The organism is Streptomyces sp. NPDC107654, from assembly GCF_055639035.1.
The window spans coordinates 195,620-211,885 of sequence record NZ_JBVKBI010000013.1; the positions used below are offsets into that span (position 1 = coordinate 195,620).

General features: G+C 70.2%; 13 protein-coding genes and 2 pseudogenes. 9 read left to right on the top strand and 6 right to left on the bottom strand.

The genetic code is table 11. The features are described 5' to 3' along the window. Positions 1-2 precede the first annotated feature (2 nt). Both ACZ7N4_RS23675 and ACZ7N4_RS23680 read right to left on the bottom strand, forming a co-directional pair. Complete coding sequence (locus tag ACZ7N4_RS23675; RefSeq protein ID WP_471360925.1) at positions 3-722, bottom strand: hypothetical protein; 720 nt, start codon at positions 720-722, stop codon at positions 3-5. Between the two features lie 106 nt (positions 723-828). Next, the gene (locus ACZ7N4_RS23680; protein ID WP_471360927.1) at positions 829-1,059 is read right to left on the bottom strand and encodes a hypothetical protein; all 231 of its coding nucleotides are present in this window, start codon (positions 1,057-1,059) and stop codon (positions 829-831) included. Between the two features lie 403 nt (positions 1,060-1,462). On the opposite strand from ACZ7N4_RS23680, the gene ACZ7N4_RS23685 reads away from it, so the two are divergent. Further along, positions 1,463-2,221, top strand: coding sequence for an SDR family NAD(P)-dependent oxidoreductase (locus tag ACZ7N4_RS23685; protein ID WP_471360929.1), 759 nt, complete (start codon positions 1,463-1,465; stop codon positions 2,219-2,221). A gap of 83 nt (positions 2,222-2,304) precedes the next feature. On the opposite strand, the gene ACZ7N4_RS23690 is transcribed toward ACZ7N4_RS23685, so the two are convergent. Continuing rightward, positions 2,305-2,733, bottom strand: a complete 429-nt coding sequence (locus ACZ7N4_RS23690) for an alpha/beta fold hydrolase (RefSeq protein WP_471360931.1) — start codon at positions 2,731-2,733, stop codon at positions 2,305-2,307. A 268-nt stretch (positions 2,734-3,001) separates the two neighbouring features. On the opposite strand from ACZ7N4_RS23690, the gene ACZ7N4_RS23695 reads away from it, so the two are divergent. Together ACZ7N4_RS23695 and ACZ7N4_RS23700 are read left to right on the top strand one after the other, a co-directional pair. Beyond that, the gene (locus tag ACZ7N4_RS23695) at positions 3,002-3,202 is read left to right on the top strand and encodes a trypsin-like serine protease (RefSeq protein ID WP_471360999.1); all 201 of its coding nucleotides are present in this window, start codon (positions 3,002-3,004) and stop codon (positions 3,200-3,202) included. A gap of 4 nt (positions 3,203-3,206) precedes the next feature. Continuing rightward, positions 3,207-3,436 (top strand): annotated as a pseudogene (locus ACZ7N4_RS23700) (DNA repair helicase XPB); the annotation flags it as partial. 13 nt (positions 3,437-3,449) lie between these two features. On the opposite strand, the gene ACZ7N4_RS23705 reads toward ACZ7N4_RS23700, so the two are convergent. Further along, a complete protein-coding gene (locus ACZ7N4_RS23705) occupies positions 3,450-5,468 on the bottom strand; it encodes a flavin monoamine oxidase family protein (protein WP_471360934.1) in 2,019 nt (672 codons plus the stop codon). Between the two features lie 253 nt (positions 5,469-5,721). Between ACZ7N4_RS23705 and ACZ7N4_RS23710 the strand changes: the two genes are divergently transcribed. The 4 genes and pseudogenes from ACZ7N4_RS23710 (at position 5,722) to ACZ7N4_RS23725 (ending at position 8,716) form a co-directional block, all read left to right on the top strand. Continuing rightward, positions 5,722-6,135, top strand: coding sequence for a hypothetical protein (locus ACZ7N4_RS23710; RefSeq protein WP_471360937.1), 414 nt, complete (start codon positions 5,722-5,724; stop codon positions 6,133-6,135). Then, positions 6,132-6,260, top strand: coding sequence for a hypothetical protein (locus ACZ7N4_RS23715; protein ID WP_471360939.1), 129 nt, complete (start codon positions 6,132-6,134; stop codon positions 6,258-6,260). The genes ACZ7N4_RS23710 and ACZ7N4_RS23715 overlap by 4 nt, the downstream gene beginning before the upstream one ends. A gap of 546 nt (positions 6,261-6,806) precedes the next feature. Then, positions 6,807-7,899 (top strand): annotated as a pseudogene (locus tag ACZ7N4_RS23720) (IS630 family transposase). Between the two features lie 217 nt (positions 7,900-8,116). Beyond that, positions 8,117-8,716, top strand: coding sequence for a hypothetical protein (locus tag ACZ7N4_RS23725; RefSeq protein ID WP_471360941.1), 600 nt, complete (start codon positions 8,117-8,119; stop codon positions 8,714-8,716). Between the two features lie 1,536 nt (positions 8,717-10,252). Here ACZ7N4_RS23725 and ACZ7N4_RS23730 read toward each other — a convergent pair. Then, positions 10,253-10,570 (bottom strand): helicase associated domain-containing protein, encoded by a 318-nt coding sequence (locus ACZ7N4_RS23730; protein ID WP_471360944.1) that lies wholly within the window; start codon positions 10,568-10,570, stop codon positions 10,253-10,255. Positions 10,571-10,625: 55 nt separating this feature from the next. Between ACZ7N4_RS23730 and ACZ7N4_RS23735 the strand changes: the two genes are divergently transcribed. Next, on the top strand, positions 10,626-10,895 hold the full coding sequence (locus ACZ7N4_RS23735) for a hypothetical protein (RefSeq protein WP_471360947.1): 270 nt from the start codon (positions 10,626-10,628) through the stop codon (positions 10,893-10,895). A 263-nt stretch (positions 10,896-11,158) separates the two neighbouring features. Next, positions 11,159-13,051: a hypothetical protein gene (locus ACZ7N4_RS23740; protein ID WP_471360948.1), complete on the top strand. Its 1,893-nt coding sequence runs from the start codon at positions 11,159-11,161 to the stop codon at positions 13,049-13,051. An 805-nt stretch (positions 13,052-13,856) separates the two neighbouring features. Here ACZ7N4_RS23740 and ACZ7N4_RS23745 read toward each other — a convergent pair. Continuing rightward, the gene (locus ACZ7N4_RS23745) at positions 13,857-16,169 is read right to left on the bottom strand and encodes an ATP-binding protein (protein WP_471360951.1); all 2,313 of its coding nucleotides are present in this window, start codon (positions 16,167-16,169) and stop codon (positions 13,857-13,859) included. Between the last annotated feature and the right edge of the window lie 97 nt (positions 16,170-16,266).

Sequence of the window (16,266 nt, forward strand, 5' to 3'; positions counted from 1 at the left end):
ACTCAGACGGTTGCGGACCGTCCTCGTAGCCAGATGTTTCCGAGTTGCTGCCCGCCGTTCAGCGCCAGATGAGTCGCCTTGAAGTAGAGGCCTACGAGGGCGCACAGGACGAGTCCGCGGGCCGCCTCGTCGCCGTCGAAGGGCGTTGAGTCGTCGAAGGAGAAGATGCCGGCCATGAGGTCGAGAACCGTGGTGAAAGCGACGGGGACGACCCACAGTGCGGGCAGGACCAGTATCCAGGCGAAAAAGTACGCGCCCGGCGTCGGTGCGTCCTTGACGGTCATCCAGCCCAGCAGGAAGACCGCGAGAAGCACATAGGCGGTCGTCGTCTGTGACCAGTGCAGCCATGCGGCGGGTGCGAATCCCGCGATGGCGGTCTGGTCGGTGAATGCCTCTTGGGTCGGGGTGGAGTAGGCGAGGGCAGCCAGGTTCACGAAGGCCAGCGAGTAGAGCAGCCAGGCGACCTCCGCCAGCACGAGGTAGCCGGTCAGAATGGCAGCGGCGGCCGGACGCTCCGCCGTCACCCGGCGTGCCGAAGCCCGAAGATCAGCTGCGGTCCGGGCTGCCTTGCGGGTCGTCGCCGCTATGGCTTTGGCGCTCTCGACCCAGGCTTTCACCGTGGCGTACAGCTTGAAGAGTGCTAAGACGCCCGCTCCGAACACGACAAGAATCGCCTTCTGGATCAGTTCGTCAGGCATCGGAATGTTCTGGATGATGCTCATGTCCCCCCCGGGTTGGTGGTCAGAGTAGCCGCGGCCACCGGCCATCGTCAGGGCTTCAGCGGGACATCACCGGCGTGGCTCCTAGGGCCTGTTGCGAAAGTGCTGGTCACAGCCACTCGTTGATGGCTTCGACCAGCACGGTTGCTTCGTAGCGGACGGCGAGTTCGTCGTACCGGGTGGCGACGGCCCGGTGACGCTTGAGCCGGTTGATCCCGCACTCGACCGCGTGCCGCTGCTTGTAGTCGTCCTTGTCGAACTTCGGCGGCCGCCCGGCACGCGATTCGCGTCTGAGGCCCCCGATGTGTCCCGGCCACTGGCGAAACCGGTGTGTCCGCACGCAGCGCATTTCGCGGGCACAGCAAGCGGCCACGGAGCGGCGGTCGGCAGCGTGGAGAGACCGCTGACCGGTTCGGCGATCTCGGCTTCGGACAACCCGCCGGCTCGCCGAACGGGGCCGGGACCTCCTCCTCGTCGCCCGCCGCGGCGACCGTCTGGAGCAGCTCGCCGCCGCGCTGCGCGACGAGCCCGGCGGCACGGTGGAACCCCTCGCCGCCGACCTCCCCGAGGTGCCGACATGGTCCGGGTCGCCGAACGTGCCGCCGACGTGGACCTCCTCGTCAACAACGCGGGCATCAACGGCTACGGGCCGTTCGCCGAGACCGAAGCCGGCTTGCCGGCCCAGGTGCTCGCCGTCATCGTCACCGCCCTGACGGTGCTGACCCGGGCCCGCCGTGCCGGAAATGCCGGCGCGCGGGCGGGGCGCCGTCGTCAACGTCGCCTCGCTGCTGGCGTTCGCCGGAAGCCCGCCGCCGGAGCGGCTGCCCCACCGGGCCGTGTACGGCGGCACCAAGGGGTACGTCGTGACGTTCGTCCGTACCCTTGCCGCCGAACTGACCGGGTCCCCGGTGACCGTGCAGGTCCTCTGCCCGGGCTTGACCGCCACCGAGTTCCACCTCACCCGGGGCGACGTGTCCGTTCCCGGCGAGGAGAAGGTCCACGACGACGGCGGCATGCCACCCAAATACGTCGTCGACGCCTCGCTGGTGGCGCTGCGCGACGGTGAGACGGTGTGCGTGCCCGGCCTCGGCAACCCGGCTGCGGTGGACGCGCTGGCCGCCTTGAGGGCGCGCTGCGCGCCGGTTCCCAGGGCAGCCGGATCACCGCCCGCTACCGGCAGCAACGGACCACGGCGGACTGACCTGGCGCCCCGCGCTGGGCCAGATCGAGTCCTCCCCGCCGACGTGGGGTGTTCCGGGATCCGGCTCGTACGTCGGGCAGGTGGCCGAGTCCTCCCCGCCGACGCGGGGGTGTTCTGTCGCAGGGCCGGGCCGGGCGTCCGACCCACGGCAGCAATGACGGAGACTTTCGGCTGGTCAGCTGCTGAGGTCAGGACCGGCGAGGAAGTGCGAACGCACGATGACGAGGAAGTTCTCGGGATCCTCAACGTTCACCAAGTGCCCTTTATCTGGCAGAACTTGGAGGGTCGCCCGGGGGATTGAGCGGACGAGGACCTCGGTGTCCTCCACCGAGGCGAGCCGGTCCTCGCCCCCGGCGATCACGACGGTGGGCGCTGCCACGGCGGTCAGATGGCCAGTTGCGTCGAAGGTCCGCTGGGCCAGGTACAGCTTGCTCCAGTCGTCCGGTTCATCACGGCGAACGTGGAGGCGAGGACGAGCCGCCGGAGCATGGCCGGGTGCCTGAGCGCGAAGGCCTGCGCCACCAGACCACCCATGGAAAACCCCAGGACGTGTGCGGAATCGAGCCGCTGGTCGGTGAGGACGGCGGCCACGTCGTCGGCGAGGTCCTCGATGGTGTGGCCGTCGACAGACGCGGGCGTCCGGCCGGAGCCGCGCAGGTCGATCGAGAGCACCCGGAAGCGGTCCGCCAGGGCCGTGCGCTCCGCCTCCCAGAACGAGATGTCGCCGCCCAGACCATGCAGCAGAACCAGCGGACTGCCGTCCCCCTCCGCGACCCAGTGGACCGGCCCCGAGGGCGTCTGCGTGAACGGCATGGGTGCTCCTGCTCTGTCCTCGTGAAATGACCCCGCGAAGCATCGCACGGCCGCCGATTCCGCATCACCCGCTTTCCCCGCCGCACACTCGTCGAGGGGCAACGTGCGGGGGACCCGGTAATCGCCACGCCTCAGCCGCCACGCTCTGCCTGGCACTGCCCGGCACCACCCCGGCCCACGCCATCGTTGGCGGATCGGACGCCGCCCTACAGCCCGTGCCCCACCAGGTCAGCGTCGCGACACAGACCTGGACGGGGACATCACACGTCTGCGGTGGCCTCCTGTCTGCGGTGGCTTCCTGCTCTCCGCCATCAAGGTCGTCACCGCCGCCCACTGCGTCGACGGCCGGGACGCCAGCAAGTTGCGGGCGAAGTGGGGCGGTCCGAAGCGAGACGGGTTGCCCTCCGCAAGGTGTGTCACCCAAGGTCGCCCCGCACCCGCAGTGGGACGCGCGCTGCCTGTCCGGTGACGTCCTGCCCGAGGCCACGGTCGCCATCCAGGTGTCCGGCACCTTCGGCTTCCGGCAGGAGGAGGCCCAGCGGCTCGGCCGGGTGCTGCGCCCCAAGGCCGACGGCCACCAGGCGCACTTCTACTCGGTCGTCGCCCGCGACACCATCGACCAGGACTCCGCCGCCCCCGGCAGCGCTTCCTTGCCGAGCAGGGGTACGCCTACCGGATCGTGGACGCGGACGAACTCCTGGCCGCCAGCTGGCGCGTCACGCGGTGTGGACCTCCAGCGCGGCCCGCACGGCGGATTCCAGCGCGCCCTCGATCCACGCCGGTTTCACGGAGGTGTGGTCGCCCGCGAAGTGCAGGGGGCCCTCCGGTGCCGGGATGGACGGGAGCAGTTCCGTGTGCTGGCCGGGCAGCAGGACGGACGCCTCGCCGTAGGCGTAGGGGTCGCGCAGCCAGCTCTGGGTGCGGCCCGCGCCCGTGTAGAAGACCTCGATCCGCTGCCCGTACACCTCCTGCAGGCCGCACAGGGCGTGCGGGTAGCGGGCGTCGTCGTCAAGGGAGTCCCAGCGCAGGGCGTCGTCCGCCCAGCTGTAGGAGGCCAGGACGATCCCGCCCGGACTGCCGGGGACCGGGTGGGACGGGTGGTACATGAAGCGGTTGGCGTTGTCCGACACCGAGCCGCCGCCGATGACACCGGCCGCTTCCGGCTGGTCGCGGGCGACGGCGCGGTTGGCGGCGTAGTGGACGCGCTGGCCGGGGGTGATGTGGCCGGCCGGGACGGACGGGTGGGCGCCGAGCAGGCTGCCGTCGCCCGGGGTGCGTCCGGTGCGGTAGGCGTCGTAGAGACCGGGGTCGATGCGGTGCAGCTCCCGCTTCCAGTCGGACTCCTCGAACTCCCACCAGCGGCGGCTGAACTCCAGCAGCACCTTGGTCGCGCAGTCGTAGTGCAGCTCCGTGACCGCCCGGCGCTTGGTGTACGACATCGGCGGGCTGACCTGGACGTGGCGCAGACCGGAGAAGGGCACGGTGACCACGGCCGCGTCGGCGGTGAACTGCTCCCGCACGACCGGGCCGTGGCGCCCCTCGGAGACGGTGTCCACCCAGACGTGGGGCCCCTTGGCGTGGACGTGCCGCGTGTCGCCCCCGGCCCGGTCGGGGTCGTAGTACTCGATCCGGGTGACCCGCCGGTCGAACCGCACGGCGTCGCGGACCTTGGCCAGCAGGGCGTCCGGCAGGACGGCCGTGCCGCCCTCCAGCTCCCAGAACGCCGTGTCCGGGCTGATCAGGGACGAGCCGATGAAGCTGTGGACGAAGGACAGGGGCAGCCGTGAGGTGAGGTTCTCGATGGTGCCGATGAGGTCGACCGTCCGCTCGTCCAGGCCCGCGTGCTCGGTCAGGAAGCGGAACATCGACCAGTCGCCGAAGCGCTGGATCACCCTGGCCCAGCCGCGGACCCGCTCGGGCAGCGGCTTGTCGACCCGCTTGCCGTCCGGGCCGGCCGTGCTGAACTCGTCGCGGACCGGGTCGAGTACCGAGCGCAGGATGGCCGCGGCCGGGGTGTCCCAGTGGGCGCGCGGGACACCGAAGGAGCGGTTGATGCGCCGGGGTGCGCGGGCGTAGTCGGCGCGCCGCATTCGGATGCCGTTGACGTGAATCCAGGTGTGGGACACGGGGCGTCCGTCCGCGTCGACGTCGACGTAGTGGAACGGCCGTTTGCGCAGACCCAGTTGGGCGATGAGGTCCATCACCAGCGGGTGGCTGCCGGGCAGCCGCATCGCACCGGCCTCGGCGTACTGGCGCGGGTCGGCGAAGGGCTGCGCCGCCTTCTCGTGGCCGCCGCGGCGGAACGTCTTGATGCGTCCGCCCGCCCGGTTGCCGTTGGCCTCCAGGACGGTCACCCGGTGCCCCGCCCGCCGCAGCAGCCAGGCCGTGACGAGGCCGGCCGGCCCCGCACCGACGACGAGGACGTTCTTGGCCCCGCCGGCCCGCGCCCGCGGCAGGCCGTCTCTGAGCACCCGCTGGTAGCCGGGGACGAGGTGCCGGTCGCCGGAGTCGACGACGAGCAGGGCCCGGGCGACGGCGAGGCAGCGGTCGAAGTCCGCGCCGCGCGCCTGGGAGGGGGCCGCAGAGGCTGGGCCTCGGGCGGGCGCCCGGGCGGGCAGCGCCGCCGCCCCGCCGGCAGTGAGGAAGGTGGCCGCTGCGGTCGTGCCGGCGGCGGTCGTGAGGGTGCGCCTGGTCAGGCCGCCGTTGCCGGCGTCCGCCTGGTGGTCATCGGTCATGGCGAACTTCTACTGGCCCGTGCGGCCGACGCGCCCCGGATCGCGGCTAGTTGCCACGGACGAGGGAAAGCCGCGGTTCAAACCGGAACGGTGTGGGTGCGCTGAGGCACGACGGGGCGGGCCGGCGCATCCGGTTACGGCGAAGGGATGAATCACACGCCGTGCCGCCCGGCGCGGGCCCCCCGGATCAGGACACTGCCCCCTACAGGCCTGCGTGCGGCAGGGGAACACGGTGGAGCAGCGGGGTCACGGGATGGGTGCCCGGTCGCGGTACTGGTTCGACACGACCCTGGCGTACGGCACCTCCGCCCTGCTGGGCTGGCTGGTGGCGGTCTGCCTGGCCGTCGTCATTCCCGAGAGCGTCGCGCTGGTGTGGACGAGCAGACACGCCCCCGCCACCCTCCCCGGGAAGCCGGCGGCGGACTGGTGCCTCACCGGGGAGACTCTGCGGCTGGGCGGCACCACCGGCACCCCGCTGCGGGTGGCGCTGTCGGTGCTGCTGGCCCTGGTCGCCCTGGTCGCCCTGGTGTACGTCTCGACCCTCGTCGGTCGCATCACGACAAGGCTGACCGAGCGGCTCATCGCTCCCGGCGCGGCCGCTCCACGCTGCTGGAACGCGGCCGCGGGGTGGTGCCGGGTTGGTCGGAGCAGGTGTTCACGGTGGTGAGCGATCTGCTCGCGGCGAACGCCAACCAGCGGAGTTCGGCGGTGGCGGTGCCGGCCGACCGGAACAAGACAACCATGGAGGAGGCGTTGCACAGCAAGGTGGGCCGGCCACCGGCGACTCGGTGATCGTGCTGCCGCCGGACGAGTCGCGCGGCGACGCGGAGGACGCACTGGCTGACGGGGTGATCAGCTTCAGCGGCCGGGTCGGAGTGCCCGACTGGAGGACGCCTTGCCTGGGTGCCGGCGGTGTCGTGGCCTGGGGTGTGTGATCGGTATGGGCGGTCGCCTGCGTCCGCTGGGGCCAAGCTTGGGTAAAGAGGTGCTCTTGAGCGCAGGCCGACGGCTTGCACTCCAGGTCGCGGCCGACGCGGCGACGAGGGCGCGGATCGCGACGGTCCCCCTGTCTGGGTCCATGGGAGCACCGTAGGAGCCACCGTCACGAGCCTGCTCAGCGAGGCATGCCGGGTCGCCGCGGCCAGTACGGTCGTCACGGCGGCGAGGGCTGTGCCGACGACCACCGCCACGGCGGACTCGGCCGCAGCCACCTTCATGATCTGTCCTCGCACGGTGCCGGCGAGTTCACCGGTGTCCTCAAGGCGGAGTACCTACTGAGCTCTTCGGGTTGTTGTCGGGGGTGGTGACGTGTGGTGATCCCTGCGGTAGGCCGGTGGTATGCGGTATGCGCAGGGTGGTGGGCTGACCGCGGAGCGACGACGGTTTCGCGAGCGGATCCGGTATGAGGCGGGCGAGCGGTTCGCTCGTGGTGAGAGAACCGCGGTGATCGCGAAGGATCTGCGGGTCAGCGAGCGGTCGGTGGAACGCTGGCGTCGCGCCTGGCGGGAGGGCGGAATGGCCGCCCTCGCGTCCGCAGGGCCATCGAAACTGCCCAAGCTCTCCGATGAGCAGTTCGCTGAGCTGGAGAAAAACCTGGCGCGAGGGCCGGCCGCCCATGGCTGGGAGGACCAGCGCTGGACCCTGGCCCGGATCAGGTCGCTGATCGCCCGGACGTTCCGGCTGGACTGCTCGTCGGCGGCCGTGTGGCGGCTGTGCACCGGCACGGCTGGTCCTGGCAATCTCCAGCCCGCAGAGCTCTCGAGCGCGACGAGCAGGCGGTGGGCTTGTGGAAGAAGGATGTGTGGCCGCAGGCGGAATGACTGCGGCGGCGCTGGGCGCGTACATCGTCTTCGAGGACGAGGCCGGGTTCTCGATGACACCGCCACGCGCCCGCACCTGGGGCCGGCGTGGGCACACGCCGGTGGTGCGGGTGCGGGGTCGCTCCTGGCGCCGCTGGTCGATCACGGCGATGTGCTGTTACAAGCTGGGCGAGATCTCTCGGCTGATCTACCGGCCGCGCCGCCACCGCAAGCACCGGGGCAAAGGACGCGACACCTTCGCGTGGAGCGACTACCGCGACCTGGTCGTGCGCGCGCACATCCAGCTGCAGGCTCCCATTGTGCTGGTCTGGGACAATCTGAACACGCACCGGGCCGCCGGGATGCGTGAGTACGCGGACGCACATGACTGGCTGACCATCGTGCAACTGCCTTCCTATGCACCCGACTTGAACCCGGTCGAGGGCGTCTGGTCGCTGTTACGGCGTGGCCCACTGGCCAACACCGCGTTCACCGACGACGAGCACCTCGAGCGCACCCTCCGCCGGGGAATGCGCCACATCCAGCTCCGTCCCGACCTGATCGATGGCTGCCTCACCGGCACCGGACTCACACTCACCCAACAGCCGACAACAATCCGAAGAGCTCAGTAACGCCGGTCGGGGGCGCTGACTGTACTCGGGCGGCTGGGTCTGTCCCCCAAGACTGTCGTAGCACGGGCGGTGGTGTCGTCTACTGCCGGACGGTGCCGGTCCTAACAACCTCTAAGCTGATCGTCTACTGGGCTGCTGATGTGCTGGAAGCGGGGGAAGTGTGAGTGCGGATCGACGGTCCCATGTCTCAAAGTGGTTGGGGTGCACCGTAGTTGCTGTGATGAGCACACTGACGGGTTGCGGCAGCCACGACACGGCCAGCGCCCCGACAGACGGATCGACGGGAACGGTCCAGGCTCCCTCGCCAGGCAAGAATCCGACCGACCAGCCGTCGCGTCCCACGATGCCGCCGGTGCGTAAGCCGGTGCTGCATGTGCGCGGCGCCTACACGTACAAGGTGCAGATCCTCAACGCCAAGACCATGGTGGACGTGCCGAACAATCCGCCACCGGCTGGAACGAAGGCCCTGGCTCTGCTGCTGCGGGTGGAAGCCGAGCCGCGGAACCGTAGCATCCACGCGCCTTACGCGGACCTGGGTATTGCGTATCCCAGCCTTGAGGCCGACAAGGACCAGCACATCGGAGACGTGATCGATGACGCAACGCCCTACCTGACCGAGGACCAGATGCTCTACGGGGGTGACGGCGTCGAAGGTATCGACCCGGTGTTCGGCACTCTGCGAGCGAACACCGAGTACTACCACTGGGTCTGGCAGTTCGTCTCGGAGGAGGCCGACCTGACCGGCGCTTCCCTTTGCCAGGCGCAACTTTCCGGGCATAGATGCATCCCGATTGGAGCCATCCAGACCGACTCCTGAGCTGCGTAAGGTCTACGCGAACCGCGCTGTTCATCGCCAAAAGGGACTGATCTGGTCGAAAAGAGGAAAATCCGGCTCGCCCGGAAACCTCCATAGCGTCAACGCCTGGCGGGGCTGGGGCTGCCCTCGCCGTGGCTCAGCCGGGCTCGGCTCAGCGCCGTCCGAGCCTGTCGGACGTCGGCCCGTACCCGGGTGGCCAGGGTGTTGGGGTGCCGGTCAGGACCGTGTCACCAGCCGCAAAGGGCGGCAGCAATCGGGCGGGACTCAAAGGGCTGAGCCTCTGGACGTACGAGTCGAGCCGGGCGGGGAGTTCCGGGGATGGGCCGGACGCACCCTGGGTGCCCCGGCCCGCACCCCGATAGCCAACCGGCGTGGCTGCGGCTGGTGTCCGCGCCGGAGGACAAGGCGTCGAGGAAGCTGTGGGACGGCGCCTCGACGCCCAGCACGCCTTCGGTGACCTGGACGGGCACCGGCCCGCGCTCCTGGCCGTCCACGACGCCGTCGATGACGGTACCGCCTACCGGGCGGAGCGGTCGGTGCGCGTCGACCAGCCGGTCTTGTCCGACGACCCGATCCTCCAGCACGAGGCCCAGCTGCCGGACTCCTGGTGGCAGGAGCTCGCCGGGACGCTGGAGAAGGCGGCGGCCGTCAACACCGACCGCGTCGCCGTACGCCAGCAGTACATGGACCGGGCGATCCCAGGTTCGTCGGCACCCCGGCCCGGTCGTCACCTGCTCGACCACCGCCCGCTCCGACGTGCACTGGGCGAACCTCACCGCGTCGCCCCTGCGGCTCTTGGGCTGGGAGGGCGGGGGCCGTGCGCCGGAAGGCTTCGACGCCGCCACGCTCTACGTGACGAGGGGCTTCAGCAGGACCACTCGCTGGTGTCCTGCCAAGGGGTGCAGCACCGTCGGGTCAGGAATCGTAGACATGGCCCTCACTTTTCCCGACCCACGCACAGTGATCAACGACGTGATGCGCATGGATCCATAGCCCAGGCATTATCGAACGTCCTGCCACCACATCAGCCCGAGGCCGGCCGGCACGCGCCCGCTCACGGCCGCCGCCCGCCACCGAGCCCGTCTCGCCTGCGGCCACTGCAGCGCTTCGACCAGGTCGTACGGCCCCGTCCGGGCTCCCGGTGGCCGTACAGGACGCGCGCGCTGCCCGCACGGCCTGCCGCCGGGACGCGCGCGGCTCCCGCACGGCCTGCCGCCGAGACGCCTTCGGCCCTCCGATCGAGCTGATCGACGCCCTCGGTACGATCAGCCGCCTCACCTGAGACGCCGACGGCCGGCTCCTCACCCGGACCGCGCCCGGCGGCAACAGCGAGGGCCGGGAGTGGGACGGCGAGGGCAACTGCGTCCGCCACACCGACCCGCTCGGCGGCGTGACCAGCACCACCTCCGGCCCGTGTCGACCAGGTCCGATCCCGCACGACTCCGGACGGCCGCACCCACACCTTCGCCCACGACACCGAGCAGCGCCCCGCCCCCCGAAGAAGTGATCGAACTTCCATGGTCAGCGCCGTCGCGGTCACCTGAGCCGCCAGTGTGCCGGGTCTCGGCGTGGCGGGCGCGGCCGGGGGACAGGTTTCCTCCCAGGCTGCGTCGGCCGGGTCCACACCATTCCCAGCTCGTCCAGGTCCGCCGCCCGCTCTGCGGCCATCCTCTCTCCGGCCGGAGTGCGGCGTTGATCGGCCGGCCACCTCTCCAGGGGGAAGGAGTGTCCGGCCGGCATCCGTTTCCGGTGCCCGTACGGCACCGCCAGATGCCCGGTCCGCTCCCGGACGTGCGGTGCCCGCAGGCGTTCTGCGGCCGGTCTGGGCGACTGTCGCCGACCACATGCGCACATCGCTGGTCACCGATGCGAGCGAGATGGCGGTCGCCGCCCGTAGCGGCCACGTCACGTGTCCACCGCCCACCGCTGGGGGCAGGAGGGCGAAGACCCCGACGTCCTTGATCGGGGCACGACCTCGATGATGCCGACGCCCTCGCGCGCAGGTGATGAACTCCTCACCCCCATGGGCGTCACCTGCAGTGACCTGCACTTTTCAGGAGCGCTCGGCATGAAGCCGGGTGAGCAAGGCGCGATCCGCCATGCGCTCCTGCATGCGGCGGGGCGCATTCCATATCGCGTGCTGGTGGCTTTCGTCAAGTGCCGAGTTCTCGGGGAGTGACTGTGTTTCGTCGGCGGGGCCTACTTGATGTGCGTGGCTCGTCGGACATGCGGTCCGTAGGTGAGGCGGAAACCCGCACTGATGGATCTTTTTTGCCGCCCTCGACGGATGCCCCGGGATGACGGCCCTCCTCGCACCGATCCGCCGACCGTCGAGCCCGAAATCCGAACCACGTCGGAACACCCCTCCGGAAGGACAAAACCATGCCCTGTGAGGTTCACACCCACCACCAAGGACGAATCCGCCGTTTCACGTACGGAGCGGTGCGCCGAGCGGTGCTGGAGTACGCGATCAACGTCTGTGCCTGGCAGCGCACCGCCCTGACCACGCGTCACCGCACCGACGAGAGCTACGTACAACGCCGCCCGTTCGCCCTGCGTGGGCCGGACGACGTAGCGAGCCTGCGTACTCGAGTCGAGGAACTGGTGGCGGGGCTGCTGGAGGACTATCCCGCCGAGGCAGGTGAATTCGCCGATCAGATGGCAGCGATCCTGCCCATGGTCGCGGACCGGCAGCAGGGGATCGACACGCTGAAGGAGCAGTGCCGCCGGATGTACGTCATCGAGCACGGGACGAGCGGGACCGAGCCGCCGGTCGACGGAGACTTCCGCGTCGTCACGACCGAGGACGCGGCGGAAGTCCATGTCCGCTCGCGGGCGCAGGACCAGGTGTGCGCGCATCGGCCTGAGCAAACGGACCTGGACAGCGATGACTATCTGACCGCTGTGGCCAGGTGTCTCGTCGCGGCGCGCGAACGCGGCAGGGCACTCGGCGAGGACGAGGTCCTCGCCATACATCTCGCCTACACACTGGTCTCGGACGGTGAGCGAGTGCCGCTGCCCGTCCGCCCCTGGAGCAGCCCCGGCTTCCGAGACACCCAGAGCTACATGTCGATCACCGACCCTGGCGAAGGGCACCTCCTCGGTACCACACGGCGCAGCGAGAACCTCCGAGGGGTGATCGTGCACATCGAGCACCTCGAGCGGGGCAGCACTCACGAGCGTGAGGCCGTGGAGCCCTACCGGATCCCGGCACCGCAGTCGATCCCCCGGGTCCGCCTGCACACCGGCACGCAGGCACCGGTCTCCTCCTACGTTGGCCGCCCCATGTTCGAGGGCAACGTCGCCGACTCCCTGCTGAAGACCGTGCACACCGTGTCCGCCGCATGCTCCGCGCTGTTCATGGACGGCCTGACCGAGTGCAAGCTGGCCATGGAGCGGATGACCGCCACCGAGGCGATCGACTTCATGCGCGCCATCGTCGGGAATGTACGGCGCAACCGCCACACCCAGACCCTGTCCGCCGCTTTCAACCTCAACACACCCATCGTTGACGACCGGCCCGCGACGAAGCGGTCCCATGGGGGACGTCCCCGTACCATCAGCGACCGCTTCCAGGTGGGGCTGCTCGGCATCGAGCTGGTCGCCGAGGCCGGATTCGACAAGGTGACCTGGGACGGTACGGCCGACACCTACCCCAGCCGCTGTGTCATCGAGCAGCTCACCTTCGAGCAGGCGGTCACCCTGGTGCACCGCGCGCACGAGGCCGGTCTCCTCACCTATTTCTCCGCCGGCTTCCGTTTCCACCACCTCGCCGACGTCACGTACACCGGCACCGACGGGGTGGGGGTCGGCGGCGCCCAGATTCTGCGGTACATGGACCAGCGGACGGGGCACCATGGACCGTTCAAGGAGGAGAACATCGCAACGATCCTTCAGATCCGCGACGAGGCCGCAGCGTCCGTCCTCGGGCAGGGCGCGGCACTGCTGGCCCGGCTGGACCAGATGTTTTTCGAGAAGAGCATCACAGCGGGGCAGAACCAGGCGCGAGAGTCCCTCTACCCAGCTCTTGCACAGCGCGACGAGGCGCGCGTGGCCACCCTCCTGCCGACGATGCGCCATGCGAGGGTCATCCTCGATTCGACCATCGAACCTCCGGTACTCGGCTCCGCACGCAGGCTCATCGCCGCAGGTCACGCGAGTCTGGCGGCCACCGCTTACACCCCGCTGGAATTCTCGCGGCTGCTGGTGCGACTGGAGCACGCCGTGCGCCGGCACGACGCGGAGCACACCGCCGAACTCCTCTCCGCGGCCAGAGCCCACGTCGACGAGTCCCACGGGGACTTCACGCCCGAGCAGTTCCCTTCCGCCGCCTGAACTACCCTGAAGGAGAATCGCAGTGCCCCGCCCATGCATTCGCCGACCGAGGCCTCGTCAGCCGCAGTCCCACGGGACAACGGAACACCGCCGGCTGCAATAGTCCACGCCGGCAGGCCTTCCCGCAGGCGCTCTGCGTCGACCCGGATCATGGACCCCACAACCTGCTCGCCGAGCCATGCCAAGACGAGAAGACTCTGCCGCGGTCGACGACGATCGTCTCGGGTAGGACACGAGGACAGCCTGCTGAGCGCGAGGTGGGACGGGGCGGAGAGCGGGAATGGTGACGTACTGCCGGAAGCACATCCAGTGGGGCCGGCAGCACGCGCTCCTGCCGCTTCTGACCCTTGTAGATCAGGGGCATGCGCCCGTCACGATGGGCCTGACAGGCAGTAGTGAGGCACGGCTCTCCGTGATGTTGCCGGCTGTGAGATCACGAGAGCGCCATGGCCAAGTCCTCCTCATGTGGGGAGAAGCAGCCGCTGGACGACCAGATGGCTCTGTTCACTCCCGCCCCGGACCGCCGGGCATCGGCAGCCTCGCCTGCCTCATCGGCTTCATCCGCCAGTCAGCCATCACCGCCATCTGCGACGGCATCGGCGCCTGCGCACGCGCCCACCCTCGTGACATTCCCCGTCGACTGGCCACCCGAAGACGAGATCCTCTCCTGCTGCGCCCGGCAGGGACTCGCACTGCGCGGTCCATCCGGACTCCACATCGATCCGCGCGGGCGCCGGAAAGGTCTACTCATCGTTCGTGGCTCCGCCCGAGCACGCCCACCGGCCCACGACAGTTGCCGGTGAGGTCACCCGTACCTGTCCTCGGCATTGGTCCGTGCGGCCACCCACAGGGCGATCTGCGTGCGCGACCGCATGCCGAGTTTGTCGCGGACCTTGTCCAGGTGCGTGGCGACCGTACGTGCCGAAAGACCGAGCCGCTCCGCGATCTGCCGGTTGGTCAGTCCGTCGGCGACGAGCCGGGCCACCATGAACTCCCTCCCGGTGAGCGTGGACCGGTCGCCGACGACCTCCACGGCGTCCCTCGTCGTTCGGTGGTCGCCGCTCCTTGTCCGCAGCGCGTACGCGACAAGCCGGTTCCCGCACAGCCGACGGCCATCGCTGACAGCCGCGTCCCGAGCGGCTGCCGGGAGCTCTGTCCTGGCACGAGCCACCGCTCGCTCCACCTGGCGTCGCCACGGAGCTTCGGACACGGCGTCGAGTCGCCGGCGTGCCTGCGCGCTCGCCTCGTACAGTCGAAGGGCTCGCCGCATGTCGCCGCTCTCGGCGGCCACGAGGGCCAGGCCCTCCACCGGGTAGAGCGCGTGAAGACTTGTTTCGGGGACGATCCGCAGTACCTCGGTGAACAGGGCCTCGGCACTTTCCAGGTACCCCAGAGCCAGCCGGACGGCGCCCGCGGTGTGCAGAGCGGCCGCGACCCGGCTCCACGGGGCGTGAGCCCTGAGCACCGGTAGGCAGCGGGACATGAGCGCGTCGGCCTCCTGTTCCTCGCCCCCTTGCAGCAGCGCCCAGGCCAGGTGATGGGTGCACCACGCGGTGTCCTCCGGTTTGCCCAGCGCGGCGACGACGTCCACGCACTCGCGCAGATCCGCGACGGCCGCGCCGAACTCCCCGCGGTACAGCCGGGCCGCGGCCCGCGCGTCCAAGGCGTTGGCAAGTCCGGCGGGGTGACCGCGCGTGCGCTCCATGGCCACCGCCCGCTCGCCGAGGCACAGCGCCTGTGCCGGGTCGGCCCGCTGGCAGGCCACGCGCGCGGCGAGCGCCGGCGCCTCCCCGCCGAGCATCCGCCCGCCGGCTTCCGGCAGCAGTCTCGCCAGCAGCGCGCGGGCGGCTGACGGCTGTTCCTGCTCGTAGTGCACGCGCGCCAGTTCCAGTACCAGCCGTGGAAGCGAGGCGCCGTCGCGGACGGTGGTGCCGGCCAAAGCCGCCACGAGGTTGTCCCGCTCCACGGTCAGTGGGCTGCCTGCCTGGTCGGGGAAGACCTCGTCGCCGGCCCGGTCGGCCAGCCCGTTCAGCCACTCGAGGACCCGGCGCCTGGTGGTCTGCAGTTCACCCGATGCGAGCAGACACTCCAGGGCGTAGGCGCGGATGGGGCTCAGCTGTCTGAACCGCGCGGTCCCCGCCTGTGGGACACGTGTGATCAGGGACTTGGCCTCCAGGGCAAACAGGATGCCGAGGACCTGCGCGGGTGCGATACCGTCACCGGCGCAGACCTCCCGCGCCACGGCCACGTCGAACCCGCCGACGAGCACCGCAAGACGCCGGAAGACCGCCTGCTCGGCCGGATCGAGCAGGCGGTGGCTCCAGTCGATCGCGGAGGCGAGCTCGCCGTGGCGCCCGGGTCCGGTCCTGTGTCCGCCTGCCAAGAGGGACAGCGACGACATCTGGTCGCCCAGCCCCGCCAAGATGTCACTCAGCGGAAGGGTCCCGGCCCGGCGGGCCGCCAGCTCGACGGCGAGCGTGAGACCGTCCAGTCTGCGGCAGATCTCGGCAATCGTCCGGCCGTTTCCGCGGTGGAGCCGGAATCCTGGTGAGCGACTTGCGGCACGATCGACGAACAGCCGGACGGCGTCCGCCCGCAGGAGGACGACCGGGTCGTCTCCGGCGTCGGCCGGCGGCAGCGAGAGCTCACCGACTCGGAGCACGGTCTCGCCGGGCACCCGCAGGGCCTCCCGACTGGTGGCCAGGATGCGCAGCCGAGGGCAGTGACTCAGCAACGTCGCGATCAGTCGGGCGCAGGGCTCCGCCAGATGCTCGCAGTTGTCGAGGATCAGCAGCCGACGGGTGTCACCGATCGCGTGGACCAGGACGTCGACACCGGATCGTCCTGCCCGTTCACCCACGGCCAGCGCGGCGGCGACGGACTGTGCGAGCGCGGCGCCGTCATGCAACGCGTCGAGTTCGACCAGGTCGACCCGCCCGTGGCGGGCGGTCAGCCCCTTGGCGAACTCCAGTGCCAATCGCGTCTTGCCGACGCCGCCGGCACCGGTCACGGTCAGCAGTCGCGACGTCCTCAGCAGGGTGTGCAGTCGTGACAGCTCGGCCCGTCGGCCCACGAAGGAGTCGAGTGCCCGTGGTAGGCCTCGGGCCTGGGTGGTCACCGGGGCATCGCTCTGCGGGGGCGGTGATACGGCCGTCTGCGTCAGGCCGGAGTTCCGGCGAGCCGAGCGTTGCCGGAACGCCCGCTGTCTGCATGCG

Bases quoted from the DNA above. Each gene is read 5' to 3' on its own strand.
- ACZ7N4_RS23675 (WP_471360925.1), bottom strand. From the start codon at position 722: ATGAGCATCATCCAGAACATTCCGATGCCTGACGAACTGATCCAGAAG.
- ACZ7N4_RS23685 (WP_471360929.1), top strand. From the start codon at position 1,463: ATGCCGGCGCGCGGGCGGGGCGCCGTCGTCAACGTCGCCTCGCTGCTG.
- ACZ7N4_RS23690 (WP_471360931.1), bottom strand. From the start codon at position 2,733: ATGCCGTTCACGCAGACGCCCTCGGGGCCGGTCCACTGGGTCGCGGAG.
- ACZ7N4_RS23705 (WP_471360934.1), bottom strand. From the start codon at position 5,468: ATGACCGATGACCACCAGGCGGACGCCGGCAACGGCGGCCTGACCAGG.
- ACZ7N4_RS23710 (WP_471360937.1), top strand. From the start codon at position 5,722: ATGGGTGCCCGGTCGCGGTACTGGTTCGACACGACCCTGGCGTACGGC.
- ACZ7N4_RS23730 (WP_471360944.1), bottom strand. From the start codon at position 10,570: ATGTGCGCATGTGGTCGGCGACAGTCGCCCAGACCGGCCGCAGAACGC.